Annotated in this window: 11 protein-coding genes; 3 read left to right on the forward strand and 8 right to left on the reverse strand. The window is 73.9% G+C overall.

Features of this window, described 5'->3' with window-relative positions; all coding sequences use genetic code 11:
- Window positions 1-145: 145 nt before the first annotated feature.
- From araD to ACZ4YY_RS00620, 5 genes are all read right to left on the reverse strand, one after another.
- Window positions 146-1,882 carry an L-arabinonate dehydratase gene (gene araD / locus ACZ4YY_RS00600; RefSeq protein WP_468281927.1) on the reverse strand — a complete coding sequence of 579 codons (1,737 nt, stop codon included), beginning with the start codon at window positions 1,880-1,882 and terminating at the stop codon, window positions 146-148.
- The gene (locus ACZ4YY_RS00605) at window positions 1,879-2,790 is read right to left on the reverse strand and encodes a dihydrodipicolinate synthase family protein (protein ID WP_468281929.1); all 912 of its coding nucleotides are present in this window, start codon (window positions 2,788-2,790) and stop codon (window positions 1,879-1,881) included. The genes araD and ACZ4YY_RS00605 overlap by 4 nt, the downstream gene beginning before the upstream one ends.
- The gene (locus ACZ4YY_RS00610) at window positions 2,787-3,455 is read right to left on the reverse strand and encodes a GntR family transcriptional regulator (RefSeq protein WP_468281931.1); all 669 of its coding nucleotides are present in this window, start codon (window positions 3,453-3,455) and stop codon (window positions 2,787-2,789) included. The genes ACZ4YY_RS00605 and ACZ4YY_RS00610 overlap by 4 nt, the downstream gene beginning before the upstream one ends.
- Before the next feature lie 144 nt (window positions 3,456-3,599).
- Window positions 3,600-4,226 carry an MBL fold metallo-hydrolase gene (locus tag ACZ4YY_RS00615; RefSeq protein ID WP_468281933.1) on the reverse strand — a complete coding sequence of 209 codons (627 nt, stop codon included), beginning with the start codon at window positions 4,224-4,226 and terminating at the stop codon, window positions 3,600-3,602.
- 175 nt (window positions 4,227-4,401) lie between these two features.
- Window positions 4,402-4,995, reverse strand: coding sequence for a TIGR03086 family metal-binding protein (locus ACZ4YY_RS00620; protein ID WP_468281934.1), 594 nt, complete (start codon window positions 4,993-4,995; stop codon window positions 4,402-4,404).
- Between the two features lie 93 nt (window positions 4,996-5,088).
- Between ACZ4YY_RS00620 and ACZ4YY_RS00625 the strand changes: the two genes are divergently transcribed.
- Window positions 5,089-6,345, forward strand: coding sequence for an MFS transporter (locus tag ACZ4YY_RS00625; protein ID WP_468281936.1), 1,257 nt, complete (start codon window positions 5,089-5,091; stop codon window positions 6,343-6,345).
- On the opposite strand, the gene ACZ4YY_RS00630 is transcribed toward ACZ4YY_RS00625, so the two are convergent.
- A complete protein-coding gene (locus tag ACZ4YY_RS00630) occupies window positions 6,282-7,445 on the reverse strand; it encodes a hypothetical protein (protein WP_468281938.1) in 1,164 nt (387 codons plus the stop codon). The genes ACZ4YY_RS00625 and ACZ4YY_RS00630 overlap by 64 nt on opposite strands.
- A complete protein-coding gene (locus ACZ4YY_RS00635) occupies window positions 7,442-8,395 on the reverse strand; it encodes a 5-dehydro-4-deoxyglucarate dehydratase (RefSeq protein ID WP_468281940.1) in 954 nt (317 codons plus the stop codon). The genes ACZ4YY_RS00630 and ACZ4YY_RS00635 overlap by 4 nt, the downstream gene beginning before the upstream one ends.
- A 231-nt stretch (window positions 8,396-8,626) precedes the next feature.
- Between ACZ4YY_RS00635 and ACZ4YY_RS00640 the strand changes: the two genes are divergently transcribed.
- Together ACZ4YY_RS00640 and ACZ4YY_RS00645 are read left to right on the forward strand one after the other, a co-directional pair.
- Window positions 8,627-9,436, forward strand: coding sequence for an NAD-dependent epimerase/dehydratase family protein (locus ACZ4YY_RS00640; RefSeq protein WP_468281942.1), 810 nt, complete (start codon window positions 8,627-8,629; stop codon window positions 9,434-9,436).
- 376 nt (window positions 9,437-9,812) lie between these two features.
- Window positions 9,813-11,012 (forward strand): TerD family protein, encoded by a 1,200-nt coding sequence (locus tag ACZ4YY_RS00645; protein WP_468281944.1) that lies wholly within the window; start codon window positions 9,813-9,815, stop codon window positions 11,010-11,012.
- 369 nt (window positions 11,013-11,381) lie between these two features.
- Here the strand turns inward: ACZ4YY_RS00645 and ACZ4YY_RS00650 are convergent, their stop codons facing one another.
- The gene (locus ACZ4YY_RS00650; protein ID WP_468281946.1) at window positions 11,382-11,960 is read right to left on the reverse strand and encodes a TetR/AcrR family transcriptional regulator; all 579 of its coding nucleotides are present in this window, start codon (window positions 11,958-11,960) and stop codon (window positions 11,382-11,384) included.
- Between the last annotated feature and the right edge of the window lie 22 nt (window positions 11,961-11,982).

The following is an 11,982-nucleotide window of genomic DNA, read 5'->3' on the forward strand; positions in this document are numbered from 1 at the left end:
CTGCTTGCCGACGTCGTGTGGGAAGCGCTTTCTCCCTGTGCAGGGGTGTGCCAGGTCGTGCGGGGGCGGTGCGCGGTCGTGCCGGTGCGGTGCGGTCGTGCCGGTGCGCGGTCGTGCCGGTGCGGTGCGGTCGTGCCGGTGCGGTTCAGCCCGCGTACGGGTCCTGCACCGTGCCCGGGCGGGCCAGGAACTCGAAGTCGCAGCCGGTGTCGGCCTGGGTGATCTGTTCGTTGTAGAGCGCGCCGTATCCGCGGTCGTAGCGCACCGTCGGCGGCGTCCAGGCGGCCCGGCGGCGCTCCAGCTCCTCGTCGTCCACGTCGAGGTGCAGCGTGCGGGCGTCGACGTCGAGGGTGATGGTGTCGCCGGTCCTGACCAGGGCCAGCGGTCCGCCGACGTACGACTCGGGCGCCACGTGCAGCACGCACGCGCCGTAGCTCGTGCCGCTCATGCGGGCGTCGGAGATCCGGACCATGTCCCGCACGCCCTGCTTGAGCAGGTGGTCGGGGATCGGCAGCATGCCGTACTCGGGCATGCCGGGGCCGCCCTTCGGTCCGGCGTTGCGCAGCACCAGCACGCTGTCGGCGGTGATGCCCAGCTCCGGGTCGTTGATGGTCCGCTGCATCGTCCGGTAGTCGTCGAAGACGACCGCGGGCCCGGTGTGCTTGAGCAGGTGCTGCTCGGCGGCGATGTGCTTGATGACGGCGCCGTCCGGGCAGAGGTTGCCGCGCAGGACGGCGACCCCGCCCTCGCCCGCGACCGGGTTGTCGCGCGGGCGGATGACGTCGTCGTGGTGCACCCGGGCGTCGGCGATCTGCTCGCGCAGGGTGTCGTGGGCGATCGTCGGGCGGTCCAGGTGGAGCAGGTCCGGGATCCGGGAGAGGAAGCCGGGCAGGCCGCCCGCGAAGTGGAAGTCCTCCATCAGGTACCGCTCGCCGCCGGGGCGGACGTTGGCGAGGACGGGGACCGTGCGGGCGATGCGGTCGAAGTCGTCGAGGGTGAGGCGGACGCCGGCGCGGCCGGCCATGGCGATCAGGTGGATGACGGCGTTGGTGGAGCCGCCGAGGCCGAGGACGGTGGTGACGGCGTCCTCGAAGGCCTCGGGGGTGAGGATGTCCGACAGCGTCCGGCCCTTGTGGACCTGTTCGACGATCCTCATGCCGGCTGCGGCAGCCATCCGGTCGTGTCCGGAGTCCACGGCGGGGATGCTCGACGCCCCCGGGACCGTCACCCCGAGCACCTCGGCCGCCGCCGTCAGCGTGGACGCCGTGCCCATCGTCATGCAGTGGCCGGGCGAGCGGGCGAGACCGTTCTCGAGCTCGGCCATCTCGCAGTCGCCGATGAGGCCGGCCCGCTTGTCGTCCCAGTACTTCCACATGTCGGTGCCGGAGCCGAGGACCTCGTTGCGCCAGTGACCGGGCAGCATGGGGCCGGCGGGCACGAACACGGTCGGCAGGTCGACGCTCGCGGCGCCCATCAGCAGGGCGGGCGTGGTCTTGTCGCAGCCGCCCATCAGGACGGCGCCGTCGACGGGGTAGGAGCGCAGCAGCTCCTCCGTCTCCATCGACAGCATGTTGCGGTAGAGCATCGGGGTCGGCTTCTGGAAGGTCTCGCTGAGCGTGGAGACCGGGAACTCCAGCGGGAAGCCGCCCGCCTGCCACACCCCGCGCTTGACCGCCTGGGCGCGGTCGCGCAGGTGGACGTGGCAGGGGTTGATGTCCGACCAGGTGTTGAGGATCGCGATGACGGGCTTGCCGAGGTGCTCCTCGGGCAGATAGCCGAGCTGGCGGGTGCGGGCGCGGTGGCTGAAGGTGCGCAGCCCCTCGGTGCCGTACCACTGGTGGCTGCGGAGTTCCTCGGGGCGCTTCCTGACGGGCTCGGTCATATGGACCACCCGGCGGCGATGGCGGCGACCTCGGCGCGTTCGGCCTCGGGCAGGTGCCGGCTCGGGGGACGGACCTCGCGGCGGCACAGGCCGAGGGAGGCGAGGGCCTCCTTGACGACGGTGACGTTGTCGGCGGAGCCGTGGGCGGCCCGCAGTTCCTCGAAACGGCGGATCTGCTCCCAGACCTTCATCGCGGCCGGGTAGTCGCCGGAACGCAGCGCCTCGATCATGTTCAGCGAGACGGCCGGGGCGACGTTCACCAGTCCCGAGGTGAAGCCGGTGGCGCCCGCGGAGAAATAGGAGGGGGCGTAGGGCTCGGCGAGGCCGGCGACCCAGACGAACCGCTCCAGCCCGGCATCGCGGGCGAAGGCGGCGAAGCGGGAGGCGTCCGGGACGGCGTACTTCACGCCGATCACGTTGGGGCAGTCGTCGGCGAGTTCGGCGAGGCGGACGCCGGACAGCTGTGCGTTGCGGATGTAGGGCACCACGCCCAGTTCGGGCACGGACTCGGCGATGGCCCGGTGGTAGTCGACCCAGCCGCTCTGCGAGACGTAGGGGTGGACGGGCTGGTGGACCATCACCATCTGGGCGCCGGCGTCGCGGGCGTGGCGGGCCGAGGCGACGGCGGTGGGGACGTCGTGACCGACCCCCACGAGGATCGCTGAACGATCCCCCGCCTCGTCGATCGTCAGCTCCGTCACGAGTCTGCGCTCCTCGGGGGTGAGGGCGTAGAACTCCCCCGTGTTGCCGTTCGGCGTGAGCGTGGTGATCCCACCGTCGAGCAGACGGCGCAGCAGGGCCCGGTGGGCTTCCCGGTCGACGGAGCCGTCCTCGGCGAAGGGGGTCACCGGGATGGCCACGACATCGGCCAGGGCCGCACGTTGGGTCTCGAACGCCACGCTGCTCATTCCTGACCTTCCTGTCCCGGCGCCGTGTCCCCGGCCTCGGGGAAGGCGCGCTGCACGAACGACGCGATGTGGGCGTGGAGGGCGCGTGCCGCGCCGTCGGCGTCCCCGGCCAGGGCGAGCCGCAGGATGTCGCGGTGCTCGCCGGCCTCCCGCTCCCAGGAGGGCGAGGCGGCCCAGGCGACGGCGGAGACCAGGGCGGCCTGGTCGCGGACCTCGTCGAGCATCCGGCCGAGCAGCGGGTTGCCGCACGGCAGGTACAGGGCACGGTGGAACTCACGGTTGGCCAGGGAGCGTTCCGCGGTGTCGGTGGCCTCGTCCGCCCTGGTGAGCGCGGCGCGGGCGGCGTCGAGGGAAGCTCCTCGGCGGACGGCCCGCTTCAGCGCCTCGGGTTCCAGCAGCAGTCGGACGTCGTAGACCTCGCGTGCCATGTCCGCGTCCACCATGCGCACCGTGACGCCCTTGTACTGGCTCATGACGACCAGCCCGGTGCCGGCCAGGGTCTTGAGCGCCTCGCGCACCGGAGTCTTGGAGACCCCGAACTGCGCGGCCAGCTCGGTCTCGACCAGGGCCTGACCGGGCGTCAACCGCCCGGTGAGGATCCGGCGTTTGATCTCCTCCAGCACGTACTGCGTGCGGGACGGGATCGGCGTGGGCACAGAGGTCATGCGCGCCTCTCGGTGTCGCGTATCTGATCTCGCGTATCGCGTCTCATATATGACGTACGAAGTACGACGCGTCGAACGTAGGAGTGGCCCCGTGTTTCGTCAATGCTTCTGGCAAAGGAAGTTGAGGTTGCGCCGGAAGTGGGCTCAGAGCTCCGTGGTGCTGCCCTCGACCGCCGCGGCGGCCCGTTCCACCGCCGCCTCCCTGGTCAGCGTGGGTCCCACCCGGGTGACGGCCGGCTCGCGCACCCGGGCCGCCCGGGCGGTCCTCCCGGCGTCCTGGGGCGCCAGGTGCACCTGTTCGCCTTCGCGATGCCGGTCGATGTCCGCCTCGCACAGGAACGGGTCGTCGCCGAGGGCGAGTTCGGTGAGCGCGGCGCACGGGCCGTTGTCCCCGGCGTGCGCGAGCACACCCCCCTGGCACTCGGCACGCAGCCCGTGGGCCTCGGTGTCGTGCACCACCGCGCGGGAGGTGAGCCGCAGGTTCCAGTGCCGGACGGCGGGGCCGTCGTACAGGGGGCGGAACTCCAGGACGTCGCTGCGGAACCGTACGTCCGCACGGCCGAGGAAGCCGGCCGGACGGCGAACGCAGTCGGCCGGCGCGTACACCGGGACGGGCACCGGCGGGATGAGGCCGCCGACGGCGAACGCGTAGGCGGCGGCGAGCAGACCGGCGCCGTGGTCGGCGTGCAGTGGGGAGAGCCGGATCGCCGTCGGCCGCCGTGGGTCCGTGTGCCGCTGCAACTCGGCGAACGTCCCCGTGCCCGCGTCCACCCACACCGCGGCGTCGCCGCCGCGCAGCGGGTAGCCGGAACAGGGGCGGCCCGGACCCGGGTGCGGGGAGGCGGTACCGGGGACGGTCCGGCCGAGGGGCTAGGTGGGGAGCGCACGGTCCGCACTCCCCCGCGCGCCGTGATCGGGTCCGTCCACGTCGTGCTCGTCGGGTCGGCTACGGCGTCCAGCCCGGGTCGCGCCCGGTCAGCCCTGCCACGCGGTCGAGCAGCGGGGCGTCCTGCGGGACGGGGACGAAGGGACCGAAGATCCCGTCCGCGCTGTCGGGTTCCTCGGCGGCCGCCCTCAGGAACGCGTGGGACGCCTCCAGTGCCGCCGGGTCGGGCACGTACTCCTGCCCGGTGGCCCGCGCCAGGTCCCATCCGTGGACGACCAGCTCGTCGACGGCCACGGCGCCCGCGACCGCACCGGGCAGATCGATGCCACCCGCTCGGGTCATGCCGGTCCAGGCGGCGGGGTCCCGCCACGCTTCGGCGAGTTCGCCGAGCACCTCGGGCAGCTCCTCGCGCCAGCCCGGGCCGATGTCCGGCACGGCGGCGTCCGGGGCGGTGTCGGTGGTGGGGCCGAGGTGCTTGCGCCCGGCGTCACGGAAGGCGACGGCGAGGCCCGCCAGATGCCCGAGCAGGTTGCGCACGGCGTACTCCGGGCAGGGGGTGCGGTCCGCGAGCTGCTCGTCGCGCACCCCTGCGGCGAGGCGCGCCACGATCCGGGTCTGCGGGCCGAGGTCGATCGTGGTGCTCATGTCGGTCATGCGGGGTTGACCGGCCGCGGGCCGCGAACTCATCGGTCCGTAGGGCAAGTGCCCGATGTCCGGCCGGGTGCCTCAGGACCACGATGACCGGACATGACGACGAAGACGACGACAACGGCGACGTCGCGGACGACGCGATGGTCCGCGGTCCGTGTCCTGCGCGACCGCGACGCGGCGCTGTACCTCGCGGCCCTGCTGCTCTCCGGGTTCGGGACCTCCGCGCTGTGGCTGGCCTGCGGGGTGTGGGTCAAGGACCTCACCGGCTCGGACGGGCTGGCCGCGCTGTGCGCGTTCGCCCTGTGGGCGCCGACGGCGGCCGGCCCCGCGCTGGGCGCGCTCGCCGACCGCGTGCGCCGCAAGCCTCTGCTCATCGGGCTCGACCTGTTCCTGGCGGCCCTGCTGCCCGCCCTCCTCGCCGTCCGCTCCCCGGACGGCCTGTGGCTGCTGTTCACGGTGCTGCTGGTCTACGGCGCGGTGTCCGTCGTCCACGAGGCGGCCACGTCGGCGCTGGTGGCCGGTGCCGTCGCCCTCGATCTGCTGGGCGACTTCAACGGCCTGCGCACCACGGCCGTCGAGGGCATGAAACTGCTGGCCCCGCTGGCGGGTGCCGGTGTCTACGCGGCGTACGGCGGGCCGGGCGTGGCCGTGCTGGACGCGGTGACCTTCCTGGGCGCGGCACTGCTGTACGCGTGCGTGCGGGTGCGTGAGGACCGCCCCGAGGCGCCGACGACCGGCTGGCGGGAGCGGACGGCGCAGGGCGCCCGGCACCTGTGGCGAAACCCGCGGCTGCGGCCCCTGGTCCTGGCCGGCGGTACGACGATGCTGTTCGCGGGCGTCAACGGCGCGCTGATCCACGCCGTCGTCGAGGGCCTCGGCCACTCCCCCGCGTACACCGGCGTGCTCTACGCCGTGCAGGGCGCCGGCTCGGTCGCGGTCGGGCTGCTGGGCGGTGCCGGTCTGCGCCGACTGGGCGAGCGGCGGTTCGCGGCGGCCGGCATCGCGCTGACCGGGGCGGCGGTGGCGCTGCGGGCGGTGCCGTCCGACGCGGTGGCCCTGGTGTGCAGCGCGGCGATCGGCGCCGGGCTGCCCTGTGTGCTGATCGCCGCGCTCACCGCCGTCCAGCGGGAGACACCCGACCGGCTGCTCGGCCGGGCCGCCGCCACCGCCCACACCGTGATGTTCGCGCCGAACGCGGTGGGGCTGGCCGTGGGGGCGGCCCTGGTCGAACCGGTCGGCCACCGGCTGCTGCTGGCCGTGCTGGGAGCGGCGCAGCTCGCGACGCTGGCTCAGAGCGCGCTGAGCCCCTTGCGCACGGCCTCCAGGTCTGCGTCCGACGCCAACCCGGCGTGATACAGCCGGATCTCCGTGGCCCCGAGCTCCCGGGCGCGGGCCGCGTCGGCCGCGAGCGTGCCGGGGCTGCCTCCCATGCCGGAGACGACGGTGAGGTTGGCGGCGATCACGGCCTGCGGGCGGCGCTGTTCGGCGAAGGGGGTGAGCAGGCCGGGGCCGCCCGCGCAGGGGACGACGACGCCGTCCGCGACGCTCAGGATGTGGGCGGGGTCGACGCCGGGGTTGGCTCCGACGCGGTGGGTCACCGGGTCGGCGTGCAGCAGGATGCGGAAGCCGTCCGGCGCCGCCCCCCGGACGGCGGTGACGGCGGCCTCCTGGAGCGTGCGGGCGGTCGCGTCGCGCCACGCGCGCGTGATCGCCGCCGTCTCCTGCCCGAGCAGCTTCTCGACGCCCGCCCAGCCCTCGTCGTCGGGCGCGCCCTGCCACAGCGGCTCCAGCGCGCTCCGGACGGCGGCCGCCAGCTCGTCGGCGTCCAGGCCGTGGGCGCCGTAGCCCTCCCGGCAGGCCGGGCAGAAGCAGAGGGCCATCAGGTACTGCCCGGCCTCGCCCAGGCCGACCCCCGCGGTCTTGTCGTGGGCGTGCAGGTGCTGCAGGCCGTACCAGCCGAGGGACTCCAGTTCGGTGCCGCGCGCCCCGGGCCGTACGGCGGCCTCGACGGCGAGGTCGACGAGGTACGCGCGCGTGGCGGGCTGGGCGATGCACGGCGCCCACGGGTAGCGGTCGCCGTAGGCGTTGACGACGGAGGTGCCGGGGTGTTCGGCGCCCAGGCGGGAGTTGTGCGCGAGGACCACCCAGGTGTGCACCTCCAGGCCGGCCCGCGCCAGCGCGGCGGCGGCCTCGCCCCAGGCGTCGCCCGGGGCCCAGTCGCCGGCCGGGTGCGGGCGCAGGGTGCGGCCCTCCCAGCGCCGGCCGGTGGGGTAGAGCACGGCGGCGTACTCGGCGGTGACGATCCGGTGGCGGGGGTGGCGCGGGGTGAGGGCGCGGGTGGAGTGGTAGGCGGAGGCGAGGGTCGCCTGGTTCACCCCGAGCGCGGCGATGCGGGCCGGGGCCTCCGGATCCCCGTTGACGTCCCAGGGGTAGACGAATGTCGACGCCTTCACTTGTCCTCCGTCGTGTCCTCTTCGAGCAGCGCGTATCCGCGCTCGACGATCTGAGCGAGCTGCTTGACATGGTCCTCGCTCGGCTCGTGCAGCGGGGGCCGGACCTCCCCCACGTCCAGCCCGCGCAGCCGGACTCCGGCCTTCACCAGGGAGACGGCGTAGCCGCGGCCCTGGGCGCGCAGCTCGACGAACGGGTGGTAGAAGCCGTCCAGCAGGCGGTGGGCGGTGGCGGTGTCGCCGGTGGTGAGCGCGCGGTGGAAGGCGAGGGCGATCTCGGGGGCGAAGCAGAAGACGGCCGAGGAGTAGAGCGTGACGCCGATGCCGTGATAGGCGAGCTGGGTCTGTTCGGCGGTGGGCAGGCCGTTGAAGTAGAGGAAGTCGCCCGGCACCTCGGTGCGCACGGCGCTGACGATCCGCTGCACGAGGCCGAGGTCGCCGAGGCCGTCCTTGAGCCCGACGACGCCCTCGGTGCGGGCCAGCGCGACGGCGGTGTCCGGGGTCAGGACGACGTTGTCACGCTGGTAGACGATGACCGGGAGCGGCGTCGCGGCGGCCACCTCCCGGTAGTGGCGCAGCAGTCCCTCCTGGCCGGCGACGACGAGGTAGGGCGGCAGCGCGAGCAGTCCGTCCGCGCCGGCCGCGTGCGCGAGGCGCGCGTAGCGCACGGCGAGCGCGGTGCCGTAGCCGGCGCCCGCGACGACCGGCACGCGGCCGGCCGTCTCCTCGACGGCGGCCCGTACGCACCGCTCGAACTCCTCCGGGGTGAGCGCGTGGAACTCCCCGGTGCCGCAGCAGGCGAAGACGGCGGCCGCGCCCGCGTCGACACCCCGGCGGACGTGCGCGCGGTAGGTGTCGAGGTCGAGGTCGCCGTCCGGGCCGAAGGCGGTGACCGGGAAGAACAGCGGTCCGCTGGGGACGCGGAGGCGTGCGGCGAGCGGGGCGGACGTCACGGACTCTCCCTGGGGCGACGGCGCGTGCATTATTCTGATCACTGTCCACATTTCTGAACGAATCTCACCCTAGGGAGCCGATCAGGCCCGGTCAAGCACCCCAACGGCCGATCAGGAGGGGACTTATCGACTCCGCGCGCCCCTTGACGGAGCACACGAGAGATCCCTAGCGTGTCCACGCATGTGAATGACGTCCACACATACGGCCGTGAGATCCAAGGAGACCCCGGGATGCCCGCACCGCGCACCGTCCTGCTCACCGGCGCCGCCGGAGGGCTCGGCACCCTGATGCGGGACCTGCTCCCGGGCTACGGCTACACGCTGCGCCTGCTCGACCTGCGTCCCGTCGAGGGCGAACCGGACGCGATCGTCGCCGACCTCGCGGACCGGGACGCCGTACGGGAGGCCGTGCGGGGCGTCGACGCGATCATCCACCTCGCGGGCATCTCCCTGGAAGCCCCCTTCGAGAAGATCCTCCGGGCGAACATCGAGGGCACCTACCACCTGTACGAGGCGGCCCGCGAGGAGGGCGTCGGGCGCGTCGTCTTCGCCTCCTCCAACCACGCGGTGGGCTTCACCCCCCGCCCCGGGGGCGACGACCCGCTGATCCCCGTCGACACCCCGCGCCGCCCCGACACCTTCTACGGCCTGTCGAAGTCCTTCGGCGAGGACCTCGCCCAGTTCTACTGGGACAAGCACGGCCTGGAGACGGTCTCGGTGCGCATCGGCTCCTGCTTCCCCGAGCCGACCAGCGTGCGGATGCTGTCGCTGTGGATGAGCCCCGCCGACGGAGCCCGCCTGTTCCACGCGGCCCTGACCGCCGAGGAGGTCGGCCACACCGTCGTCTACGGCTCCTCCGCCAACACCCGCCTGTGGTGGGACCTGACCAGCGCACGGGCCCTCGGCTACGAACCGCGGGACGACTCCGAGCCGTACGCCGAGAAGCTCGTCGCCGAGCAGGGCGAGCTGGACCCGGAGAACATCGCGCACGCCCACCTCGGCGGCCATTTCGTCAGCGACCCGCCGATCTGGCCGTACTGATCCCCGGACGCCCGCGGAGACGCCCGCCGTCGCGCCGGCCGCCGTCGCGTCCGCCGCACCGCCACCGCCCTTCCCGTCACCGGCCGCAGGGCGGTCCCGCACCGCTTCGAGCGTGCGGCGGAGCCGTTCGCGGTGCAGCACCGCGAGGGGGCGACGCTCAGCCGAAGCGGCCCGAGAGCGGGGTCCCGGCCCCGTGCGTCCTCATCGGCGACCGCGTCCCGCCGGAGCGCTGCCCGGGCGTCCGGGCAGTTCCGTGCGGGGCCGGCCGGAGGATCGCCGTGCTGCCGCGAGGGACGTGCCGTGGAGCGTTCGGGCGATCGGACCGCAGGTAAGGGAACGGCAAAACGCCGCCGCTCGTTCACCCGGCATGACAGCTATGACCCCCGGCTCGAACATCCCCCTCCCCGTCACCCGCGTGGCGGTGGACGTCGCCGCCCCCGTGCGGCTCGACGTTTCGGGCCTGCTGCTCACCGCCGACGGCAAGGTGCGCTCCGACGACGACTTCATCTTCTACAACCAGCCGAGCGGCCCGGGTGTGACGTACCGCTCCGGCGGCGGCGCGTCCCCCGACGCGATCACGGTCGACACCTCCGCGCTCCCCCCGGGCATCGAGAAGATCGTGGTCACCGCGAGCCCGGACGCCGCGGGCCAGACCTTCCGGGGCGTCGAACCGACGGCCACGATCCGCAACGCGGACGACAACACCGTCCTGGCGACCTTCACGCCTCCGCAGCTCGGCGACGAGACGGCGCTGGTCGTCGTGGAGATCTACCTGCGCAACGGCGCGTGGAAGGCCCGCGCCGTGGGTCAGGGCTACGCCGACGGCCTGGCCGGCATCGCCACCGACTTCGGCGTCACGGTCGAGGAGCCCGCCGCGGCCGCCCCCGCCGCCCCACCGCAGCCGGCCGCCCCGCCCGCGCCGCCCGCCGCGCCGGTCGCCGTGCAGCCGCCGGCCCCGGCCGCTCCCCCGGCCCCGCCGGCGCCCGCCCCCGGCACTGGGAAGATCAACCTCGACAAGGGGCGCGTCAGCCTCCAGAAGAACCAGACCGTGTCCCTCATGAAGGGCGGCCGCCCGCTGCTCTCGCAGGTCAAGATGGGCCTGGGCTGGGAGCCGGCGTACCGCGGCAAGGACATCGACCTGGACGCCTCGGTCATCGCCTACGGCCCGCAGCGCAACCACATCGACAGCTGCTACTTCGGCAAGCTGACCATCGTCAACGGCGCGATCCGGCACTCCGGTGACAACCTCACCGGCGAGGGCGGCGGCGACGACGAGGTGATCACCGTCGACCTGGGCCGTCTCCCGCAGGACGTGTCCGGTCTGGTCTTCACGGTCAACTCCTTCTCCGGCCAGAAGTTCACGGAGGTCGCCAAGGCCTACTGCCGCCTGCTGGACGCCTCGACCGGCGAGGAGCTGGTCCGCTTCGACCTGACCGGCGCCGAGCCGCAGACCGGCGTGATGATGGCGAAGCTGATCCGGCAGTTCTCCGGCGAGTGGGAGATGACGGCCATGGGCCAGTTCGTGAAGGCCCGCACGGTCCGCAACATGGTGAAGCCCGCGGCCCAGGCGCTCTGACCCGACCGGTACGCGCCCAGGGTGCCCCCACGACGGGGGCACCCGGCGTCCGACCCGTCCGCCGACAGTCCGACGGCGAGCTGCGCGCCGTCTGCGCGCCGCGAGGCCGAAGCAGGCAGCACGCGGTCTGCGGGCCGCAGGGTCGAGACCCGCCGGGTCCGGCCTGCGCTCCGCGAGGCCGGGGCGAGCAGCGCGCGGTCTCCGTGCCACGAGGTCGGGGCGACCGGCGTTCGGTCCGCGCGCCGCAGGATCGGGGCGAGCTGCGTCCCGTTGCGCCCGCGAGGCCGGGGCGAGCTGCGCGCGGTCTGTGCCCGCGGGCCGGGTGACCGGCGCTGTGGCTGGGCGCCGCGAGACAGGGCCGAGCTGTCGTCAGTCCGTGGCCCTCGGGCGCAGGCCCTCCGTCAGCAGCGCCAGGTAGCGGCGGATGTGCGTGCCCTCTCCGTCGGCCAGCTCCGACGCCGTGGCGATGCCGTGCGCCAGCCGCAGCACCTCGACCGGCTCGACGTCCCGCCGCAGCGACCCCTCCCGCTGTGCCGCCTCCACCAGGGCGGCCGACGCCTGTTTGAGGACGGTGCCGCACTCCGTGACCGCCATCGGACCGGTGTCCATGACGGCCGAGCCCATCAGCGCCTTCAGACCCCGCACCTGGATCGTCGTCACGCAGACCTCGTCGAGCCACGCCCCCAGCGCCTCGCCCGGCGGCAGTTCCCCGGCGAGCTCACCGGCCCGCGCCGCGAGCGCCTCGATCCGGCCGACGTGCACGGCCTCCAGCAGCGCGTGCCGGTTCGGGAAGTGCCGGTAGAGCGTGCCGGAGCCGACCCCCGCCCGTTTGGCGATGTCGTCGAGGGAGGCGTTCTCCCCATGCTCCGCGAAGGCGTCCGCCGCCGCGCTCAGCAGCCGCTCGTAGTTGCGCCGAGCGTCCGCACGCATGGGCCTGACCTGCGCCATCCAGATACTCCTCGCGAGCCGG

It is taken from the genome of Streptomyces sp. NPDC030143, assembly GCF_055573695.1.